The organism is Pseudomonas sp. K2I15, from assembly GCF_002204795.1.
Lineage (GTDB): Bacteria > Pseudomonadota > Gammaproteobacteria > Pseudomonadales > Pseudomonadaceae > Aquipseudomonas.
Window position 1 is genome coordinate 110265 of sequence record NZ_NIXO01000002.1, and the last position, 20566, is coordinate 130830.

Annotated in this window: 17 protein-coding genes; 13 read left to right on the plus strand and 4 right to left on the minus strand. The window is 61.8% G+C overall.

All coding sequences use genetic code 11. From position 1 onward, the window contains the following. Positions 1 to 22: 22 nt before the first annotated feature. Positions 23 to 583, minus strand: a complete 561-nt coding sequence (locus tag CEC48_RS02705; protein ID WP_088422327.1) for a carboxymuconolactone decarboxylase family protein — start codon at positions 581 to 583, stop codon at positions 23 to 25. Positions 584 to 685: 102 nt separating this feature from the next. Here CEC48_RS02705 and CEC48_RS02710 point away from each other — a divergent pair, with 102 nt between their 5' ends. Then, complete coding sequence (locus CEC48_RS02710; protein ID WP_088422328.1) at positions 686 to 1591, plus strand: AraC family transcriptional regulator; 906 nt, start codon at positions 686 to 688, stop codon at positions 1589 to 1591. Here the strand turns inward: CEC48_RS02710 and CEC48_RS02715 are convergent. Then, on the minus strand, positions 1582 to 2499 hold the full coding sequence (locus tag CEC48_RS02715) for a LysR family transcriptional regulator (RefSeq protein ID WP_088422329.1): 918 nt from the start codon (positions 2497 to 2499) through the stop codon (positions 1582 to 1584). The two genes, CEC48_RS02710 and CEC48_RS02715, sit on opposite strands and share 10 nt — an antisense overlap. Before the next feature lie 118 nt (positions 2500 to 2617). On the opposite strand from CEC48_RS02715, the gene CEC48_RS02720 reads away from it, so the two are divergent. Further along, positions 2618 to 3613, plus strand: coding sequence for an aldo/keto reductase (locus CEC48_RS02720; RefSeq protein ID WP_088422330.1), 996 nt, complete (start codon positions 2618 to 2620; stop codon positions 3611 to 3613). A gap of 6 nt (positions 3614 to 3619) precedes the next feature. Here the strand turns inward: CEC48_RS02720 and CEC48_RS02725 are convergent, their stop codons facing one another. Then, a complete protein-coding gene (locus CEC48_RS02725; RefSeq protein WP_088422331.1) occupies positions 3620 to 4018 on the minus strand; it encodes a hypothetical protein in 399 nt (132 codons plus the stop codon). 375 nt (positions 4019 to 4393) lie between these two features. Then, entirely contained in the window at positions 4394 to 5284 is an 891-nt protein-coding gene (locus tag CEC48_RS02735; RefSeq protein ID WP_088422333.1) for a LysR family transcriptional regulator, read from the minus strand. A 182-nt stretch (positions 5285 to 5466) separates the two neighbouring features. Here CEC48_RS02735 and CEC48_RS02740 point away from each other — a divergent pair, with 182 nt between their 5' ends. The 11 genes from CEC48_RS02740 (at position 5467) to CEC48_RS02790 (ending at position 20563) form a co-directional block, all read left to right on the plus strand. Next, positions 5467 to 6138 carry a glutathione S-transferase family protein gene (locus CEC48_RS02740; RefSeq protein WP_088422334.1) on the plus strand — a complete coding sequence of 224 codons (672 nt, stop codon included), beginning with the start codon at positions 5467 to 5469 and terminating at the stop codon, positions 6136 to 6138. A 217-nt stretch (positions 6139 to 6355) separates the two neighbouring features. Continuing rightward, positions 6356 to 8350 (plus strand): methyl-accepting chemotaxis protein, encoded by a 1995-nt coding sequence (locus CEC48_RS02745; RefSeq protein ID WP_088422335.1) that lies wholly within the window; start codon positions 6356 to 6358, stop codon positions 8348 to 8350. Positions 8351 to 8432: 82 nt separating this feature from the next. Beyond that, positions 8433 to 8888, plus strand: coding sequence for an SRPBCC family protein (locus tag CEC48_RS02750; protein WP_088422336.1), 456 nt, complete (start codon positions 8433 to 8435; stop codon positions 8886 to 8888). 154 nt (positions 8889 to 9042) lie between these two features. Next, the gene (locus CEC48_RS02755) at positions 9043 to 9489 is read left to right on the plus strand and encodes a DUF411 domain-containing protein (protein WP_088422468.1); all 447 of its coding nucleotides are present in this window, start codon (positions 9043 to 9045) and stop codon (positions 9487 to 9489) included. 3 nt (positions 9490 to 9492) lie between these two features. Further along, positions 9493 to 9924, plus strand: coding sequence for a YqaA family protein (locus CEC48_RS02760; protein WP_088422337.1), 432 nt, complete (start codon positions 9493 to 9495; stop codon positions 9922 to 9924). 56 nt (positions 9925 to 9980) lie between these two features. Continuing rightward, positions 9981 to 10994: an alpha/beta fold hydrolase gene (locus CEC48_RS02765; RefSeq protein ID WP_088422338.1), complete on the plus strand. Its 1014-nt coding sequence runs from the start codon at positions 9981 to 9983 to the stop codon at positions 10992 to 10994. Positions 10995 to 11019: 25 nt separating this feature from the next. Continuing rightward, the gene (locus CEC48_RS02770) at positions 11020 to 11973 is read left to right on the plus strand and encodes a D-2-hydroxyacid dehydrogenase family protein (RefSeq protein WP_088422339.1); all 954 of its coding nucleotides are present in this window, start codon (positions 11020 to 11022) and stop codon (positions 11971 to 11973) included. Between the two features lie 427 nt (positions 11974 to 12400). Then, on the plus strand, positions 12401 to 13960 hold the full coding sequence (glgA, locus tag CEC48_RS02775) for a glycogen synthase GlgA (protein WP_088422340.1): 1560 nt from the start codon (positions 12401 to 12403) through the stop codon (positions 13958 to 13960). A gap of 17 nt (positions 13961 to 13977) precedes the next feature. Continuing rightward, positions 13978 to 15729: a malto-oligosyltrehalose trehalohydrolase gene (treZ, locus tag CEC48_RS02780; protein WP_088422341.1), complete on the plus strand. Its 1752-nt coding sequence runs from the start codon at positions 13978 to 13980 to the stop codon at positions 15727 to 15729. Next, entirely contained in the window at positions 15726 to 17810 is a 2085-nt protein-coding gene (gene malQ, locus CEC48_RS02785) for a 4-alpha-glucanotransferase (protein WP_088422342.1), read from the plus strand. The genes treZ and malQ overlap by 4 nt, the downstream gene beginning before the upstream one ends. After that, a complete protein-coding gene (locus CEC48_RS02790) occupies positions 17807 to 20563 on the plus strand; it encodes a malto-oligosyltrehalose synthase (RefSeq protein WP_088422343.1) in 2757 nt (918 codons plus the stop codon). Before malQ ends, CEC48_RS02790 begins: the two co-directional genes overlap by 4 nt. Positions 20564 to 20566 lie beyond the last annotated feature (3 nt).

Genomic DNA, 20566 nt, shown 5'->3' on the forward strand with positions numbered 1-20566 from the left:
CATCGCGAACGCTTGCGCGCCTTCAGCTTGCCGGTTTTTCCCAACGGTACTGCGCCAGCTCCGGGTTCAACGGGGTGCGGGCGAACACGTTGGCGAAATTGCACAGAGTGGCCAGGCTCACGCCCAGGATAACCTCAAGCGCATGACCGTCGGTGTAGCCAGCCTCACGGAACGCGACATAACCTGCGTCGCTGACATCACCACGGGTGGCGATCACTTCGCGAGTGAACGCGGCGAGTGTCTCATAACGCTCGTTGGGCAATTCACCGCGCTGGCGCAGGGCATCGATCACGTCTTCCGGCAACTTGGCCTTGTTGCGCGCTACGGCAGTGTGCCCGGCGACGCAGAAATCGCAACCGTGGTTGGTGGCGGCAATCAATTGCACCACTTCGCGGTCGGCCAGGCTCAAGTCAGACTTGGCGTTCAGGCCGGAGACGGTGATGTAAGTTTCCAGTGCTGCCGGGGCATTGGCCAACACCGCCAGCAGATTGGGGATGAACCCGGAACCCTTCAGGGCATTTTCCAGAAAGGGTTTGGCCGCTTCAGGGGCGGTTTCCAGGGTTAGCATCGGTACGCGGGACATGGAGTGGTCTCCTCATGGATTCGTGTACCAAGTCTGTTGGTTATAAAAAATCCGCTCAATAGTCTAAAGTAGCGATTACTTGCTCTAGAGTCTTTCCATTAGATGAATTCGTCCAGTTCCCTCGTCGATTGGTTATTAGATAGCCTCGAACTCAACACCAGTCTGTTTCACGTGGGCCGTTACTGCGGCGACTGGCACGCCAGCACCCACGGCCTGGCGAGCGCGAGTTTTCATCTGGTGGTGCAAGGGCAATGCTGGATGCACATCGATGGCGACCCGACCCCCTATCCGCTGAACAACGGCGACGCGGTATTCCTGCTGCGGGATCTGGCGTATCGCCTGTCCAGCGATGGCAGCGCCGCCGGCGCTCAGGAATGCCCGCGCAAGCCGATGCTGGCGCTCGACAGCCAGGCGAGTGACGGCGTGGGCCTGGTGTGCGGGTTCTTCCATTTCCAATCCGGGTTGTCGGCGATGATTGTCGACACCCTGCCCGCCTGGATCATTCTGCGGGCCGGCGACCCTTCGCTGACCGCCGCACGCAACCTGTTCGAATTGATCCTGCAGGAATGCGAGCGCACGCCGGCGCCCTCGCCCGCCCTGCTGGAGCGCCTGTGCCATTTGCTGTTTCTGTATGTGCTGCGCCAACAAGTGCTGGACAACACCGACCTCGGCGGCCTCCCGGCCCTGGCCCGGCAACCGGCCTTTGCCAGCCTGCTGGAACAGTTGATCGCGCGCCCGGCCGAGCCCTGGACCCTGGAAAGCATGGCGGCCTGCACCGGCTTGTCGCGCTCGGCGTTCTTCAAGCGCTTCAATGAACTGTGCGGCCAGTCGCCGGGGCAAGTGCTGCTGATGATGCGCGTGCGCCACGCCTGCCAGTTGTTCAAGCAGGACCAGACCGTCGCGGATGTGTCCCTGGCCGTGGGTTATCAATCGGTCGCCGCGTTTACCCGGGCCTTCCATAAAGTCACCGGCTTCCAGCCCGGCGCCTATCGCAAGGCTCAAGGCTGACGCTGCAACCCGTTGCCCGGCCGGGCGCAAAGCTCCACCAGCCAATCGACAAATACCCGCACCCGTTGCGACAGCTGGCGGTGCGGCGGGTACAGCGCGGTCAGCGGCAATTTGGGCGGTCGCAAATCCGCCAGCACCTCCACCAGCGTGCCCGCTTCCAGCTGGCGAACGGCGTGGTAGTAAGGCGTCTGCACCAATCCATAACCCGCTTCACACGCCGCCAGGTAACCATCAGCGCTGTTGACCGCGACCTGTTTGGGCAGGTCCACCAAACGTATGTCCTTGCCGATCTGGAACTCCAGGCCATACCGTTTGCCGCTGGTGCTGGAGAAGTACTCGACCACTTGATGGCCAGCCAGGTCATCCAGCGTTGATGGCATACCGAACTGCTGCACGTAACCGGGGCTGGCGCAGGTCACCTGATCCATCATCGCCAGCGGCCGGGCCACCAGTGACTCGTCCAGCGCCAGGCCGCCGCGCAACACGCAGTCCACGCCTTCGCGGATCAGGTCCACCGGGCGGTCGTTGAGGCCGATTTCCAGGTCGATCTGCGGGTAACGCGTGGTGAACTCGGGCAATGCCGGAATCACCAGAAAACGCCCGATCCCCGACGGCATATCAATACGCAACGTGCCGCGCGGGTTGCGGCGACTGGTGGAGAACACCGCCTCGGTTTCTTCAAGATCAGCCAATAGGCTCACGCAACGCTGATAGTAGGCGGCGCCGTCCAGCGTCGGGCTGACCTGGCGCGTGGTGCGCTGCAACAGCTGCACGCCCAGGTGTGCCTCCAACTGCTTGATCAGGATCGTCACCGAGGCGCGCGGCAGTTGCAGGCTGTCGGCCGCCTTGGCAAAGCCGCCCAATTCGACGATCCGCACGAACACACGCATGGCGTTAAAACGATCCATTGGGCGGATTCCTTCAAGGATTATTTAGAATTTCATAATAGTGATAGTGGTTTTAGCCGGTTTATCCCGCTTTTGTCGAGGGCAACAATGGAGCCCTTCCCACACAGGAGCTGGACCCATGCACACTCGTCAACTCGGCAAAAACGGCCCTCAGGTTTCCGCCATCGGCCTCGGCTGCATGGGCATGACCGATTTCTACACCACCGGCACCGACACCACCGAAGCCATCAATACCTTGCACCGCGCGCTGGAGCTGGGGATCAACCTGCTGGACACCGCCGACATGTACGGCCCCCACACCAATGAAGAACTGATCGGCAAGGCCATCGCCGGCAAGCGCGAGCAGGTTTTTCTCGCCAGCAAATTCGGCATTGTGCGTGACCCGGCGAACCCGACGCTGCGTGGGGTGAATGGCCGGCCGGAGTACATCCGCGCGTCCATCGACGGCACCTTGAAACGCCTGGGCGTGGAAACCCTCGACCTGTATTACCAGCACCGCATCGACCCTGAGGTGACGATTGAAGAAACCGTCGGCGCCATGGCCGAGTTGGTCAAGCAAGGCAAGGTGCGTTACCTGGGCTTGAGTGAAGCGTCGGCCGCCACTCTGGAGCGGGCGCACAAGGTGCACCCCATCAGCGCGCTGCAAAGCGAATATTCGCTGTGGAGCCGCGACCAGGAAGACAACGGCTGCCTCGCCGCCTGCCAGCGCCTGGGGATTGCGTTTGTGCCTTACAGCCCGCTGGGCCGTGGCTTCCTGACCGGTGCGCTGAAAAGCCCGGATGATTTTGCAGCAGACGACTACCGCCGGTTCAGCCCGCGCTTTCAGGGTGAGAACTTTGCGAAGAACCTGTTGCTGGTGGAGCAGGTGCAAGTGCTGGCCGCCGACAAGGGCGTGACAGCCGGGCAGTTGGCGTTGGCTTGGGTGCTGGCGCAAGGGGATTACCTGATCCCGATCCCTGGGACCAAACAGCGTAAGTACCTGGAAGAGAACGTCGCGGCACTAGAGGTCAAGCTGAGCCAGGCTGAGTTGGCAGCGCTGGAGGCGATCTTCCCGGCCAATGCAACGGCAGGCTTGCGTTACCCGGAAGCGGTCATGCAGATGCTGGATAAATAGCCCCACTCAGCTGCGCTTGCGAAAATCCGACAGGATGAATGGCGTGTGCGCTCTCAGCCAGGTATCAACCTCATCGAGCGAACGCAGAAGCCCGCTGTGGGACTCGACACTGTTGCGCGTGACGCTGGCGGTAAACCCGTCGGCGTCCTGGCGCAGGGTGCCCGTGCACTTGACCGATTGGCCGTGTTCCTCGGTAAACGAGGTGGCGGTCAACGGCGCCGAGGTTAACGCCTGGGTGGTTCGCGCCTTGAGTGCCTTGCGCTTGGCGGCCAGTTCCTTGGCAACAACCACACTGCCAATCGCCATTGCCAGGTAAAAAAACGCCATGAAGTTGTAGGTGGTGCCTCTGACCGTGTGGTGCTGGATGCCCAGCCACTTGACGACCTGGTAGATGATTTCGTCCATGTTTTACCGTGCAATCCGTTAAGGCCGTTGGAGATTCAGGCCCGCATCAAACACCCCTGCATCACAAAATAGAAGCCTCGCGCAGGCGTTTTTTTACTTCACCATGACGTTAGCGCCGAATCTACTGAGGCTCGCCACAGCGAGTTTCCCTAGGGAGCAAGCGGGTCGTGCATCATTGGTCTGTACTTTTTGCTGAAGCCACCCGGACGATCAGCTTGCCGCTGTTGCGACCATCGAAGAGCGGCAAAAAGGCGTCCGGAATATTTTCGAAGCCATCGACGAAGTGTTCGTTGAAGGTACAGTTCGGGCAGCCGATTTGGTCCGTCGGGCAGGGCCCTTGCGAATGATCTCCGGTTGGCGCTCCTTCTATCGTCACTAGGCCATCGCTGCGATGCGCGCGGCCAGGAATTCAACCACCGCCCTCACTTTCGGCGACGGCCGTGGTCCTTGCGGAAACACGGCGTGCACGTCCACCGGCGACATCTCATAGTCTTGGAGCAAACGCACCAGCGTTCCATTTCGCATCGCTTCGGCAGCGGCAAGATCAGTGCTCAACGCCACACCCAATCCCGCAATCGCCGACGCAATTACACCAGGGCCTGAGTGCGTCTGCACACGCCCGCGCACCTTGACCGACGTGACTGTGGCTCTTCTCGTGAACTCCCACGTATGTGCCCCGAAACCACCGGGGCCGAAGATGCAATCATGCTCAGCCAATTCGGCTGGAGTATGCGCAACGCCGCGTTTGGCAAGGTAAGCGGGGGCGGCCACCACATAGCGCTGGAGTTCATCCAACCTGCACGCCCCCATTGAAGAGTCGGCAAGCTTGCCCATGCGGATGGCAACATCTGCGCCGTCCGCAATCAGGTCTTGATAGTGGTCTGTGATCGTCAGATTGATACGCAGGCCGGGATGCAGATCCATGAGCAATGGTAGATGCGGAATGATACGTAGCGTGCCGTAGAGCACAGGGGCGGCGAGCCGCACCAGACCTTGCAGGGAATCTACGCCGCGTGCGGCGTGCTCCGCCTCATCGAGATCAGCCAGGATCTGCCGCGCACGATCGAGGAAGGTAGAACCCGCGTCCGTCAGCGTGACCTGCCGCGTCGTGCGCAGGAACAGCTTCACGCCCAGCCGTGTCTCAAGCTCGGACACGACCCGCGACACCGATGGTTGCGTAAGTCCCAGCTCCCGGGCTGCGCGCGAAAAACCGCCGCTCTCTGCTGCTCGAACGAAAACCAGCAACTCCTGAAGTCGATCATTCATTTGTTTTCCAAATATATGCTGTTAGCTCAGGCAGTCTAGCGCCTATTTTACAAATATATAAACTCCTAGCCAATGCAACGACCTGGGAAGCCACATGCCCCCGTCAATGTCGTTCTTGTAGGAAAAAATTGAGAATCTGGGGTGGGCCGCCCATTCACGGGCCCGAACCGAAAGGAACAGTTATGACAATCAAGATCTATGGTGACGCAGGCTCGGGCAGCTTACGTCGCGTGACCACGGCTGCGAAGATCATGGGCATTGAGATCGAACGCATCGATGTTGACCTTTTCAAGGGCGAGAGCCAGACCGACGAGTTCAAATCGCGCCTCAACCCCCATGGCCTGACGCCGGTTATGGAAGATGGAGACACCATCCTCTGGGAATCTTCTGCGATCAATCTGTACCTCGCTAACAAGGTGAATTCGCCCCTGGTCGGAACTACGCAGGAGGAGCGCCTCCAGGTCCTTCAGTGGATGTTCTGGTCGGGCGAGCATTGGCGCACCTACACCACCACCCTCTTCAATGAACGCGTGGCAAAGACGGTCATGGGGGTACCGAAGGACGAGTCGCTCATCACGTTCGCTGAGGGCAATATCCGCGCCGGAGCAAAGGTACTTGATAAGCATCTTGAAGGCCGTAAGTTCATGGTTGGCGATGCGTTGACCTTGGCCGATATCGATATTGCTGCGCCCTTCTCCCAGGCCGATCGTTCAAAGTTGCCGTTTAAGGAACATTCAAACCTGATCGCTTGGCACGACAACCTTCTGCAGTCGTTCCCCGCGTGGGCGCAGACGAAGGCGGAGGTTGACAACCGTATGGAAAGCTTCCTGGCAAGCGTCGGCGTAAAACTTTAATTGGCAAGCGGTTCCCGGCTAGCGGTCGCATGAAAATGGTGCGCGCGGGTCGGGATTATCCTTATGTTTCCTGTCCTGGCACGCCAAGAGTGGACATTTTTTATTAGCGCCACTTTCTTGCACGACAGTGCCTAAAGCTCGCCCTTTCCAAGCCGATAGCCCTTCGAAGCTCTAAAAAAGCCGCGTCGCACAATAAACGCTTCGTAAGGACGACCCCATGCCCTCATTACGCTCTATCCAAGCCCGTTACACCCTGTTTCTGGTGCTGTTCGTCCTGTTGTTATTCATATTGACGGTCGTGGGCATCGGACAGTTGGTGGCGCCCACGCTGCGCCATACCGAAGAACAGGTGGTGCTCAATCGCATTGCCGAAGTGGCCGAGCAGATCCAGGGCGAACTGAACAAGGTTCAGGCCCAGCAACGCAGCATCACCCAAACCATCCCCCTGCTGGACAGCGACGCCATCGACAAGGTGCTGCCAGGCCTGGTGGACCAGTACGGCGAATTGAAAGTGTTCGGTGGCGGCATCTGGCCCCTGCCCAACCAGCGCACACCGGGGCGCAACAAGCACAGCACCTTCTGGCACCGCGACGCCTCGGGCAAGCTGGCGGTCAATACCTTCTGGAACAGCGACGCGGCCCCCAACTATTACGACCAGAGCTGGTACAAGGGCGGCCTCGCCTCGCCGCGCGGCCAGTGCGCCTGGGCAGCGGCCTACAAGGATGATGCCAGCCAGGAGCCTCGCACCAATTGCGCCATGGCGATCCAGCGTGACGGCGCGGCGTATGGCGTGGCCACCATCGACGTGACCCTGGGTTTCTTCAATGACCTGGTGGCCAGCAAGGAAAAAGACCTCGGCGGGCAAATGCTGATCGTCGAAGCTGACGGCAAGATCATCAGCAACAGCACGCGCATCAGCGGCCCGGTAGTGTTGAAGAACATCAGCGAACTGGCCGGCACTTCCGCGTTTGCTGCTCAGGTCAGCGCCGGCCTGGCCCATCGTGACCAAACCCTGCAGCGCAGTGAGTTCGACAACCAGGGCGTGGCCAGCACCTTCTTCATGCGCCCGATCCAGGGCACACCGTGGTTCCTCGCCACCGCGCTGCCGACCTCGCTGATCACTGCCCAGCGTGATGACGTGCTGGGCACCCTGGCGATGCTGCAAATCCCGATGATTCTGCTGTTGGTGCTGTTGCAGGTGTATGCCATCCGCCAGTTGATAAAACGCATGACCGCGCTGAAGACCAATATCGACGCGCTGTCCAACGGCGATGCCGACCTGACCCGGCGCATCACCATCCGCGCCGAGGATGAACTGGGCGCGATTGGTCATTCGGTGAACCGCTTTATCGTCTACCTGCAAAACATGATCGGTGAAGTCACCCTGGCCACCGGCGCCATGTCGTCGAGCCTGGCGCAGTTGCAGCAAACGTCGGCCCAGACCAACCAGATCCTGGTGCGCCATGCCTCGGAAACCGACCAGACCGTCACCGCCATCACCGAAATGAGCTCCACCGCCGACACCGTGGCCGAGAACGCCGCCGAAACCGCCGCGTTCACCCAGCGCGCCAACGAGCACGCCGACCGTTCGCGGGTGGTGGTCGGGGAAGCTTCGCGCAGCGTCAGCGCGTTGATCGGTGAAGTCTCCAGCGCCACCCACACCGTGGAAAACATGCGCCAGGACGCCGCGCGCATCACCGAAACCCTCGGTGTGATCGGCGCCATCGCCGGCCAGACCAACCTGCTGGCACTCAATGCGGCCATCGAAGCCGCCCGGGCCGGCGAACAAGGCCGGGGGTTTGCGGTGGTCGCCGACGAAGTCCGCGCCCTCGCCGCCCGTACCCAGGCCAGCACCTCGCAGATCAACGAGATGCTCGCGCGCCTGACCACCGGCGTGAGTTCCTCGGTGACCGCCATGGAAGCCACCCAGGCCAGTTGCCAGTCCGCAGCTGATGCCACAGCGCGGGTTAACACCGGGCTGGACGAAATGGCCGGCTCCGTCAGCCATATCAATAACCTCAGCACCCAGATCGCCACCGCCGCCGAACAGCAAAGCGCGGTGACCGAGGAAATCAACCGCAGCATGGTGCACATCCGCCACATGGTTGAGGAATTGGTGCAAAGCGGGCATGCCACGGAACACAACACCCAGAGCCTGCTGGATGCGAATGGCCGGGTAATTGCATTGATGGGGCGCTTCAAGGTGCGTTGAAAAAATAGCCTGAAAGCTCCCGTGCAATGCGCGGGAGCCAGACTATTCTGACAGCTCGCACTCGCCACACAGGAGGTGTGTCATGCACGCTGTTGAGCACCCGCTCCGTCTGGAGCGGATCAGTCAGGAACGCTATATCCAGGCCCCAATCGACGCCGTTTACGATTACGTCACCCAGCCGGATCGCTGGCATGAATGGCATCCGACGTCCCTGGGCGCCGACACCGGCATCACCGGTTCACTACCCGCCGGCCATCGTTTTACCGAAACCATCGACCTGCTGGGTGTGCGGGTACCCCTGAGCTATCGCGTGCAGATTGCACTGCGACCGCGGGAGTTCAAGACCGCATTCACTTCGCTGGCGGTCGACGGCTGTATCCACTATCTGCTGCAAGTAGAGGGCAGTGGCACGCTATTCAAGCGCATCCTGACCTACGAAACCGAGCTGCAACTGACCACCCTGCATGAACGCATGATCACACTGTCCAACCAGGCCCTTGATCAGCTCAAGCAGCGCCTGGAATCCCCGCCGGCCTGACAAAACCGTCATCTCCCCCTCAGTTTCCCGACCGCGCCAGGCCGTTATTCGGGTGCTGTCGGTTTTTCGTAAAACTTCGTAACACTCTCGGAAAACCCTGTTGTAAAAAGCAGGGAGAATGCCCGGCTGTTGCCCTTTATCTGACGAGATGACGATGAAAACCACCCTGCGACTGGCCGCGCTGTCGGCCCTGCTCATGAGCCCTTTGGCCCAGGCGGCCGAACTGATCCCGATTGATGTGCACCGCGATGCTAACTGCGGTTGCTGCAAAAAGTGGATAGCCCACCTGGAAAGCAACGGGTTCAAGGTCAACGACCATGTTGAAACCAACATGAGTGAGGTCAAGCAACGCCTGGGCGTGGCGCCACGCCTGGCGTCGTGCCATACCGGGGTGATCGACGGCAAGTTCGTCGAGGGCCATGTGCCAGCTGATCAGGTATTGGCCCTGCGCAAGCGTGACGATTTGCTGGGCGTTGCGGCACCGGGTATGCCCATGGGCTCGCCGGGCATGGAGATGGACGGTAGCCGTGATACGTATCAGGTGATCGGCCTGACCCGTGAAGGCAAAGACGTGGTAGTAGCCGACTACCCGGCACGCTGATAGATGCTCGCCGGTTACCTGGGGCTGTTTTTCGCTGCTTTCGGCGCCGCCACGTTGTTGCCAATGCAGTCGGAGGCGGTGCTGGTGGGGTTGTTGATCAGCGGGCATTACAGCCTGTGGGGGCTGCTCGCGGTTGCAACGGTTGGCAACGTTTTGGGCTCGGTAGTGAATTGGCTGCTGGGGCGCTCGGTTGAGCGCTTCAAGGCGCGGCGCTGGTTTCCCGTAAGCCCAAAGCACCTGGAAAAGGCCCGCACCCACTATCAACGCTGGGGGCATTGGTCGTTGCTGCTCAGTTGGGTGCCGATCATTGGTGATCCACTGACGTTGGTGGCCGGGGTGATGCGCGAGCCGTTCTGGCGTTTCCTGCTGCTGGTGACCCTGGCCAAAGGTGCGCGCTACGGGGTATTGGCCATGCTCACCCTGCACTGGATTTAATCTCCCGTTAATCCCCCCGCCACAGCATCCGGGCACTGTTTCCGGAGCCTATCCCAATGTCCAAAATCCGCTCATTCTGCGTCGCGAGCCTGCTGCTCGGCAGCGCCCTTCCCGCCTTCGCCGCCACAGAAGGCCCGACCTACGGCCCCGAACTGCAAGGCTTCAAATACCCTTACCCGGTGGAACACTTCACCTTCCAGTCCCAAGGCAAATCCCTGCAAATGGGCTACATGGACGTGCCGGCCAAGGGCAAGGCCAATGGCCGCAGCATCGTGCTGATGCACGGCAAGAATTTCTGCGGCGCCACCTGGGATGACTCGATCAAGGCCCTGAGCGACGCCGGTTACCGGGTGATCGCCCCCGATCAGGTCGGTTTCTGCACCTCCAGCAAGCCGGACAATTACCAGTACAGCTTCCAGCAATTGGCGATCAACACTCACCAACTGCTGGAAAAGCTCGGCATTCAAAAGGCCACGCTCCTCGGCCATTCCACCGGCGGTATGCTAGCCACGCGCTACGCGCTGCTGTACCCCGAGCAAACCGAGCAGCTTGCTCTTGTGAACCCTATCGGCCTGGAAGACTGGAAGGCCATTGGCGTGCCCTATCGCAGCGTTGACCAATGGTACGAGCGCGAGCTGAAACTGACCGCCGACGGCATCCGCAACTACGAACGCGACACCTACTACGCCGGGCACTGGAAGCCTGAATACGAGCGCTGGGTGCAGATGCTCGCCGGCATGAACAAGGGCCCAGGCCACACCCAGGTGGCATGGAACTCGGCGCTGATTTACGACATGATCTTCACCCAGCCGGTGTACTACGAGTTCAAGGACCTGCAGATGCCCACCCTGCTGCTGATCGGCACCGCCGACAACACCGCCATTGGCAAAGACATCGCGCCACCGGCGGTCAAGGCGAAGATCGGCAACTACGCCATGTTGGGCAAGCAAGTGGCCAAGCTGATTCCCCACGCAACCCTGGTGGAGTTCCCAGGCCTGGGCCATGCACCGCAAATGGAAGAACCGGCACAGTTTCACAAGGCGCTGTTGCAAGGGCTGAACGCCCTTTAATCCAACCTTTTCGAGGCATGCGTGAATGTCGGTACAGATCGCAGTGATTGATGATTGGCAGAATGTGGCCAGTGGCGTGGTGGACTGGTCAGTCCTGGCGTCGGTCGGCCAGGTGCATTTCCTCCACGACTACCCGGCGGACACCGCCACGTTGATCGAACGTTTGCAGGGCTTCGAGGTGATCTGCGTGATGCGCGAGCGCACCACTTTCGACCAGGCGCTGCTGCAAGGCTTGCCCAAGCTCAAGCTGCTGGTGACCGGCGGCATGCGCAATGCCGCCATCGACATTCCTGCGGCCAAGGCCTTGGGTATCCAGGTGTGCGGCACCGACAGTTACAAGCACGCCGCCCCGGAACTGACCTGGGCGCTGATCATGGCGTCCACCCGCAACCTGCTGGCCGAAGCAAACTCCCTGCGCGATGGCGGTTGGCAAGTCGGCCTGGGCGGCGATCTTTACGGCAAGACACTGGGGGTTCTCGGGCTGGGCAGCATTGGCCAGAAGATCGCCAGGTATGGCCAAGTATTCGGCATGCGCGTGATTGCCTGGAGTGAGAACCTCACGCCGGAACGCGCCGCTGAAGCAGGCGTAACGTGGGTCAGCAAGCGCGAGTTGTTTGAGCAGGCGGATGTGTTGTCGATTCACCTGGTACTCAGTGACCGCAGCCGCGGGCTGGTGGACGCCGAGGCGCTGGGCTGGATGAAGCCTACGGCGCAGTTGGTGAACACGGCGCGCGGGCCGATTGTCGATGAAGCGGCCTTGGTTGATGCCTTGGCCAATGGCCGGCTGGCAGGCGCGGCACTCGATGTATACGCCCAGGAGCCGCTGCCTGCCGGGCATCCGTTCCGCCAGTTGCCCAATGTATTGGCCACGCCACACGTCGGGTATGTCAGCGAGCAGAACTACCGCCAGTTCTACGAACAGATGATCGAAGACATTCAAGCGTGGGCCAAAGGAGTGCCCGTTCGCCCACTGTCTTGATGGCTGACCGCACCAATTAAGAGCGCGTGTGCTGTTGTGGTGAGGGGGGTTGCCCTCCTCATCACAGCAAGCTCCCTCCCCATTGGGAACAGCACTTCCCACATGAAAAAATTTTTGTCCTACAAAAACACCTCACAGACCCCACAGGCTCTGGGATCTGTCCTAGACTGATGACCGATGGGTCCGATTCAAAACAAAAACCCCGCAAAAAATCGAAACTTTCCAACTCTGCCGTAGGTCAGGTTTAAGGTAAGGCGAGCGCTGACGGTTCACACCGAACGCCCGTCCATCCACTCTATTTAAGACTCCAGCACAACTGGCATAAGCCTTGCCAGTCTGTGTAGCGCTTGTGCGCCTGGCCGCAGGATGCGGTCAACCTTCGCTGAAGGCCATATGCCATCAGCCGACCAAAACATGGGAGAGAGCTATGATCAGTGCCGCTTTAGATACTCAGGGAGAGCGTTTTAGTCAGCCGGTTGGCGGGCCGACCTCATTGGCCGACCTTCCCAACACGCTGCGGCCGGTCCCAAGTCAAAATCCCAATCGCAAGAAAGTGCTGTTTGTTACCTCGGAACTGGCTGACCTGGTGAAAACCGGCGGCCTGGGTGACGTGTCCGCCGCCCTGCCCCGCGCCATGGCGCACCTGCACGATGTGCGCGTGCTGATCCCCGGCTACCCGCAGGTGCTGGACAGCGACAACCCCATTCATATCATCGGTGAGCTGGGTGGCCACGCCGCGTTGCCACCGTGCAAGATCGGGCGCATGGACCTAAAGGACGGCCTGGTCATCTACGTGCTGATCTGCCCCGAGCTCTACGAGCGCGAAGGCACGCCCTACGGCGCCAACAACGGCCGTGACTGGCCCGACAACCATATTCGCTTCGCCCGCCTGGGCCTGGCCGCCGCCGATATTGCCGCCAACCTGGCGCAAATCCACTGGTGCCCGGACCTGGTGCACGCCCATGACTGGCCCGCCGGCCTGGCCCCTGCCTATATGCACTGGCGTGGGTCACGCACCCCGACACTGTTCACCATTCATAACCTGGCCTACCAGGGCGTGGTCAGCCTGGCCTCGTGCCCGGAACTGGGGATTCCCGAACACGCCTTGCAACAAGAAGGCATGGAGTTCTACGGCAAGCTGTCATTCCTGAAGGCCGGTATGGCGTATTCCAGCCATATCACCACGGTCAGCGCGACCTACGCCCAGGAAATCACCACCCCCGAATTCGGCTGCGGTCTGGATGGCTTTCTCGCCAGCAAGACCCAGCAAGGCCTGCTCAGCGGCATTCCCAACGGCATTGATGAAAGCTGGGAAGCGTCCACCGACCCACACCTGACTCACCCCTTCAACATCGGTGACTGGGAAGGCAAAGCACTGAACGCCACCCATGTACGCAACCTGTTCGGCCTGGAAGATTCCACCGGCCCGCTGTTCGCTGTGGTGTCGCGCCTGGTCTATCAAAAAGGCCTCGACCTGACTGAAGCGGTCGCAAGCTTTATTGTCGAAAATGGCGGCCAAATCGCGATTATCGGTCGCGGCGAGCCAGAAGAAGAGCAAGCCATGCGCACCCTGGCCCTGCGTTTTCCCGGCCAGATCGGCGTACGCATCGGCTTCAACGAGACCGATGCCCGACGCATGTTCGCCGGCAGCGACTTCCTGCTGATGCCATCCCGTTACGAACCCTGCGGCCTGAGCCAGATGTACGCCCAGCGCTTCGGTTCGTTGCCGGTAGCCCGCAACACCGGCGGCCTGGCTGACACCATCGAAAATGGCGTCACCGGCTTCCTGTTCAACGAATCCACCGTCGAAAGCTACGAAGCGGCCCTGAGCCGTGCGTTCAAGGTCTTCGCCTTCCCAGGCTTGCTCAACGCCATGCGTTGCCGGGCTATGGCCGCACCGTTCAACTGGTGCCAGGCAGTGGAACCCTACGCCGAACTTTATGAGCAACTGGTGGCGAAAGCGCTGGGAAGATCGGGGAAACAGTAAAAAAGAGGTCTTCATAGATGCCGTCAAGGACTCTGGAAACCTGGCCCCACGGCGCGATCATGCTGGATGCGGAACACACCCGTTTCGCCTTGTGGGCGCCAGACGCGTTTTATGTCAGCGTTGAATTTGAAGAAGGTAAATCGGTAGCGATGCTGCCCCAGGCCGATGGCTGGTTTGTGGTGCAGTTGCAATGCCCACCGGGCACACGCTACCGCTACAACATCGACGGTGAACAGGACGTTCCCGACCCGGCTTCCCGGGCACAGGCCACGGACGTTCACGGCTTCAGCGTGGTGGTCGACCCCTTGGCCTATCAGTGGCGCCACAGCCACTGGCAAGGTCGGCCCTGGCACGAAGCCGTGATCTACGAGCTGCATGTGGGCGTGCTGGGGGGCTACGCCGAGGTCGAGAAACAACTGCCGCGCCTCGCAGAGCTGGGGGTCACCGCCATTGAGCTGATGCCCATCGCGCAGTTCCCCGGCGAACGCAACTGGGGCTACGACGGTGTCCTGCCCTACGCGCCACAATCCTCCTATGGTTCGCCCGAACAGCTGAAACAGTTGATCGACAGTGCGCACCACCATGGCCTCGCGGTGATCCTCGATGTGGTCTACAACCACTTCGGCCCCGACGGCAACTACCTCGGCACCTACGCCAAGGGCTTCTTTCGCGAAGACGTGCATACGCCCTGGGGCGCCGGCATCGATTTTGATCGCCGGGAAGTCCGGGACTTCTTCATCGATAACGCGCTGATGTGGCTGCTGGAGTACCGCTTCGACGGCCTGCGCCTGGACGCCGTGCACGCGATCAACGACCCCGAGTTCCTTGAAGAGTTGGCCGCGCGCGTGCGCCAGCAAGTCGATGAAGGGCGCCATGTGTGGCTTGTGCTCGAAAACGAATTCAACCAGGCCAACCTGCTGGAGCGCGGTTTCGATGCGCAGTGGAACGACGACGGCCACAACGCCCTGCACGTGCTGCTCACCGGTGAAACCGACGCCTACTACACCGACTTCGCCGAAGACCCCACCGGCAAACTGGCCCGCTGCCTGAGCGAAGGGTTTATCTATCAGGGCCACACCACGCGCCATGGCCACTCACGCGGCGAGGCCAGCGGGCACCTGCCCCCCAGCGCCTTTGTGCTGTTCCTGCAGAACCACGACCAGATCGGCAATCGCGCCCTGGGTGAGCGCCTGCATCAACTGTGTTCGCCACAGGCCTTGAGCGCCGCGACCACCTTGCTGCTGATGTCGCCGATGATCCCCTTGATGTTCATGGGCGATGAAGTCAACGCCGAGGAGCCGTTCCTGTTCTTCACCGACCACCACGGCGAACTGGCCGAGGCGGTACGCGAAGGCCGGCGCAACGAATTTGCCGACTTTGCCGCGTTCAGCGACCCCGAGCGCCGCGAGCGAATCCCCGACCCCAACTCCCTGCAAACCTTCCGCCGCTCGGCACCTACCCTCGCCGACTGCGGCGACTCGCAGCTCTACCGCCAGCTACTGAGCCTGCGCCACCAACATATCGTGCCGCACCTGCCGGGCAGCGTGGCCCTGGGTGCGCACGTGCTGGCGGTGGGCGCAGTCACGGCGCGTTGGCGCCTGGGCAATGGCAGCCTGCTGCAGATCGACCTCAACCTGAGCGCCGATTCTCTGAACTACCCGGCCGCCGAGCACCTCCTATTTGTGACGCAGGCCAGTGGGGCCCAACAACTGGCCCCCTTCAGCGCCCGCGTCAGCCTGACCTATTCCCCTGTTGGAGAGCACCCTTGAGCGACGCGCAATTGGAAATACTCGCCAGCCGAGCAGGCCTGGCCGTCGATTGGATCGACGCTAACGGCCGCCCGCAACATGTAAAACCCGACGCCCTGCGCGCCGTACTCAAAGGCCTGGGCCACCCGGCCGACACCGATGCCGCCATCGAAGCCAGCCTGCTGGACCTGGAACGCGTGCAGCAAGACAAGCACCTGCCACCGCTGATGACCGTCGACAGCGGCGCCGGCCTGGACCTGGCGCGCTACTTCGCCCCCGGCACGCCGTGCCAAATTCACCTCGAAGATTCCAGCGTGCTGGACCTGAGCCTGGACGATGACGCCGTGTTGCCCGGGTTGATTCCCGTTGGCTACCAACAAGTGCACATTGCCGACCAGCATTTCACCCTGGCCGTCGCACCGACCCACTGCTACACCGTCGCCGAAGCGGTCGACACCCAAACCGCCCGTGCCTGGGGCCTGAGTGCCCAACTGTATTCGCTGCGCCGCAGCGGCGACGGCGGCTTTGGCGACACCCAGGCGCTGGAACAACTGGCCCGCGCCGCCGCCGAACGTGGCGCCGATGCCTTGGCCATCAGCCCGATGCACGCGATGTTCAGCGCCGACACCGGGCGCTTCAGCCCTTATTCGCCGTCCAGTCGCCTGTTCCTCAACAGTTTGTACGCCTCCCCCGGCTGCATCCTCGGCGAGCGCGCCGTAGAGATCGCCATCGAAGCCTGTGGCCTGGCGGATGAGTTGCACGACCTTGAGCAGCAAACCCTGATCGACTGGCCGGCCGCCGCCAAAGCCAAGCAGCGCCTGCTGCGCACCCTGTATGAAGATTTCCGCCAGGGCGGCCATCCCCAACACGCCGACTTCCTGAGCTTCCGCCAGGCCGGTGGCGAAGCACTCGAAAACCACTGCCGCTTCGAAGCCGTGCAAGCCGAACGTGCGGCCAACGGCGAGAGCCTCGACTGGCGCCACTGGCCCGAGGACTGGCACAGCCCGCAAAGCCCGACACTGGCGCAGTTCGCCGAAGCCAATCGGGATGAAATCGGCTTCTACGCCTTCAACCAATGGCTGATCGCCCGTTGCCTGGAACGCGCGCAACAAGCGGCGCGCGGCAGTGGCATGGGCGTAGGCCTGATCGCCGACCTCGCAGTGGGCGCCGACGGCGGCGGCAGCCAGGCCTGGAGCCGCCAGGACGAACTATTGGCGGACCTCACCGTGGGCGCGCCACCGGATATTCTCAACCGCGCCGGCCAGGGTTGGGGCATCTCCGCCTTTTCCCCCGAAGGCCTCAAGCGCAATGGCTTTCGCGCATTCATCGAAATGCTGCGGGCCAACTTCGCGCATGCCGGCGGCTTGCGCATCGACCATGTGATGGGCCTGCAACGCCTGTGGGTGATCCCGATGGACGCCTCACCGCGCGAAGGCGCCTACCTGTATTACCCGGTGGACGACCTGCTACGGCTATTGGCGCTGGAATCGAGCCGCCACCAGGCGATCGTCCTCGGCGAAGACCTCGGCACCGTGCCCGACGGCCTGCGGGAAAAACTTATCGCCCGCTCGATCCTCGGCATGCGCGTGCTGCTGTTCGAGCAAGACCACAGCGGCCAGTTCAAGCCGATCCTGGATTGGCCGGACAACGCGCTGGCTACCACCAGCACCCACGACCTGCCGACCCTCAACGGCTGGTGGCACAGCCGCGATATCGACTGGAATATCCAGCTGGGTCTGATCGATGCACCCACCGTCGAGCAATGGAGCGAACACCGCCTGCGGGAACGCCAGGCGCTGCGCCAGGCCTTGAGCCAGGACCCGCAGAACTTCACCGACGAGGTGCGCAACGAAACCGACCACGTCATCGACGCCAGCGTGCGCTACCTGGGCCACACCCGTGCGCCCTTGGTATTGCTGCCGCTGGAAGATGCACTGGGCGTTGAAGAACAGGCCAACCTGCCCGGCACCACCGACACCCACCCGAATTGGCGGCGCCGCCTGCCGGGCGATGCAGCCACCCTGCTCGACGATGAAAATGCCGCACGCCGCCTCGAGCTGCTGGCCGTGGCGCGCATCCAGGCCCAAGAGCGTGACCGATGAAGCCGTTGACCCTGCGGGCCACCCAGCGCCTGCAATTTCATAAAGGCTTTACCCTCGACGATGCGGTGCCGCTGGTGCCGTACTTCGCCGAACTGGGCATCAGCCACCTCTATGCCTCGCCGCTGCTGAGCGCCCGCGCCGGCTCGATGCACGGCTATGACGTGGTCGACCCCACTACCGTCAACCCCGAGCTGGGCGGAGAACCTGCACTGCGTCGGCTGGTGGCGGCCCTGCGCGAACATGACATGGGGCTGATCCTCGATATCGTCTCCAACCATATGGCCGTCGGCGGTGGCGATAATCCGTGGTGGCTGGACCTGCTGGAGTGGGGCCGACTGAGTCCCTACAGCGAATTCTTCGACATTCAATGGCACTCGCCAGACCCGTTGCTCAAGGGCCAGTTGCTGATGCCGTTCCTCGGCAGCGACTACGGTGAAGCCCTGCAATCCGGCGCCCTGCCGCTGCGCTTCGACCCACAGCACGGCAGCTTCTACGTCGAGCATTACGAACACCGCTTTCCGATCTGCCCACGGGAATACGGCGAGTTGGTGCCCATCAAGGCGCTGGCCGATCGTTTCAGCAGCCTGGCCTACCAGCCGGACGCCTACCCCCAGGCCGCCGCGCTGAAACACGAGCTGGTCGAAGCGGCCCACGATCCCGAAACCCTGAAGGCCATCGAAGAGAACCTCAGCCTCTACGACGCGCGTCAGCCCGAAGGTTTTGCCCGCCTGCACAACCTGCTGGAACAACAAAGCTATCGCCTGGCCAGCTGGCGCACGGCGGCGGACGATATCAACTGGCGGCGCTTCTTCGACGTCAACGAGCTGGGCGGCCTGCGGGTCGAACGCAGCGCGGTGTTCGAAGCCACCCACGGCAAGATCTTCCAACTGATCAGCGAGGGCTTGATCGACGGCCTGCGCATCGACCATATCGACGGCCTCGCCGACCCGCGCGGTTACTGCCGCAAACTGCGGCGCCGGGTGGACTCGCTGGCGGGCGGGCGGCACTTGCCGATCTTTGTCGAGAAGATCCTCGGCGAAGGCGAAACCTTGCGCGAAGACTGGCGCGTAGACGGCACCACCGGCTACGAATTCATGAACCAGCTGTCGTTGCTGCAACATGACCCCAAAGGCTTCGAGCCGCTGGCCGAGTTATGGACCCGCCACACCGAGCGCCCGTCTTCGTTTATCGAAGAAGCCTGGCTGGCCCGCCAGCAGATCCTCAACGGTTCCCTGGCCGGCGACTTTGAAAGCGTGGCCCAGGCCCTGCTGCAAGTGGCTCGCGATGATGTGATGAGCCGCGACCTGACCCTGGGTGCAATTCGCCGCGCGTTACAGGAACTGATCGTGCACTTCCCGGTGTACCGCACCTATATCAGCGCCCGGGGCCGCAGCGAACTGGATGACGTGTTTTTCCTGCAAGCCCTGGCCGGTGCCCGCAGCACCTTGAGCGAAGCCGACTGGCCCGTGCTCGACTACCTGGAAAAATGGCTTGGCGGCCAACCCTGGCGCGACCGCCCGTTGGGGCGTGAACGCAAGATGCTCAAGCACGCCTGCGTGCGCTTCCAGCAACTGACCTCACCGGCGGCGGCCAAGGCGGTGGAAGACACCGCGTTCTATCGCTCCGGCGTGTTGCTGTCGCGCAATGACGTGGGCTTCAGCACCGAGCAATTCAGCGCACCGCTGCAAGACTTCCACGCCGTCAATCAGCAGCGCCTGCGCACCTTCCCCGACAACCTGTTGGCCACCGCCACCCACGACCACAAGCGCGGCGAAGACACCCGCGCGCGCCTGGCCGTGCTCAGCGAGTGCGCCGAGTGGTACGCCGAACAGGTGGAGCAATGGCGCCCTCTCGCCGCCCGCCTGCGCAGCGATGCACATACCCCTTCGGCGGGTGACGAACTGATCCTCTATCAGGTGCTGCTGGGCAGTTGGCCGCTGGACCTGCACCGCGACGATGCCGAGGGCCTGGCGGACTATCACCAGCGCCTCTGGCAGTGGCAGCAAAAAGCTTTGCGCGAAGCCAAGTTGAACAGCAGCTGGAGCGCGCCCAACGAGCTGTATGAACAAGGGGTCGAAGCGTTCCTGTCACGACTGCTGCTGGAGGACTCAGGCAAGGCCCTGCGCAACGCCATCGGCGCAGCCGCCCAGGCCATCGCTCCAGCGGGCGCGGTAAACGGACTGGCGCAATCCTTGCTTCGCCTCACCGTGCCGGGCGTGCCGGATTTGTATCAGGGCGATGAGTTCTGGGACTTCACTCTGGTAGACCCTGATAACCGCCGGCCGGTGGACTTTCACGCGCGAGAACAGGGCCTGCACACGCCGCCGGACATCGGCGAGCTGATGTTCAACTGGCATGACGGGCGCATCAAGCAAGCGTTGATCGGCCAGGCCCTGGCGCTGCGCAAGGCGCATCCGCAGCTGTTTCGCCAGGGCACTTACGAGCCTCTGGAAGTGGTGGGCGAACACGCCGAACGGGTGGTCGCCTTCTACCGTGAATACCAGGGCAAACAGTTGCTGGTGGTGGTGCCGCGTTGGCCTCACCGGCTGCTTGAAAACGGTGTGTATCCCCTGATCAACGCGCAGATTTGGGGCGATACGCGGGTCAAATTACCGTTCGCCGCTCCAACCCAAAATTGGAAGGGACTTTTCCGAACAGGCGCAGTCACACCCAACAAGGAGCTCATGATCAGCGCTGCCCTGGGGGATTTCCCGGTCAATGTCTTTATCAATCCTGATGATCAAGAAAGCTGAAAT

Coding starts and splice junctions, on each gene's coding strand:
- CEC48_RS02705 (WP_088422327.1), bottom strand. CDS start 583: ATGTCCCGCGTACCGATGCTAACCCTGGAAACCGCCCCTGAAGCGGCC.
- CEC48_RS02710 (WP_088422328.1), top strand. CDS start 686: ATGAATTCGTCCAGTTCCCTCGTCGATTGGTTATTAGATAGCCTCGAA.
- CEC48_RS02715 (WP_088422329.1), bottom strand. CDS start 2,499: ATGGATCGTTTTAACGCCATGCGTGTGTTCGTGCGGATCGTCGAATTG.
- CEC48_RS02720 (WP_088422330.1), top strand. CDS start 2,618: ATGCACACTCGTCAACTCGGCAAAAACGGCCCTCAGGTTTCCGCCATC.
- CEC48_RS02725 (WP_088422331.1), bottom strand. CDS start 4,018: ATGGACGAAATCATCTACCAGGTCGTCAAGTGGCTGGGCATCCAGCAC.
- CEC48_RS02735 (WP_088422333.1), bottom strand. CDS start 5,284: ATGAATGATCGACTTCAGGAGTTGCTGGTTTTCGTTCGAGCAGCAGAG.
- CEC48_RS02740 (WP_088422334.1), top strand. CDS start 5,467: ATGACAATCAAGATCTATGGTGACGCAGGCTCGGGCAGCTTACGTCGC.
- CEC48_RS02745 (WP_088422335.1), top strand. CDS start 6,356: ATGCCCTCATTACGCTCTATCCAAGCCCGTTACACCCTGTTTCTGGTG.
- CEC48_RS02750 (WP_088422336.1), top strand. CDS start 8,433: ATGCACGCTGTTGAGCACCCGCTCCGTCTGGAGCGGATCAGTCAGGAA.
- CEC48_RS02755 (WP_088422468.1), top strand. CDS start 9,043: ATGAAAACCACCCTGCGACTGGCCGCGCTGTCGGCCCTGCTCATGAGC.
- CEC48_RS02760 (WP_088422337.1), top strand. CDS start 9,493: ATGCTCGCCGGTTACCTGGGGCTGTTTTTCGCTGCTTTCGGCGCCGCC.
- CEC48_RS02765 (WP_088422338.1), top strand. CDS start 9,981: ATGTCCAAAATCCGCTCATTCTGCGTCGCGAGCCTGCTGCTCGGCAGC.
- CEC48_RS02770 (WP_088422339.1), top strand. CDS start 11,020: ATGTCGGTACAGATCGCAGTGATTGATGATTGGCAGAATGTGGCCAGT.
- glgA (WP_088422340.1), top strand. CDS start 12,401: ATGATCAGTGCCGCTTTAGATACTCAGGGAGAGCGTTTTAGTCAGCCG.
- treZ (WP_088422341.1), top strand. CDS start 13,978: ATGCCGTCAAGGACTCTGGAAACCTGGCCCCACGGCGCGATCATGCTG.
- CEC48_RS02790 (WP_088422343.1), top strand. CDS start 17,807: ATGAAGCCGTTGACCCTGCGGGCCACCCAGCGCCTGCAATTTCATAAA.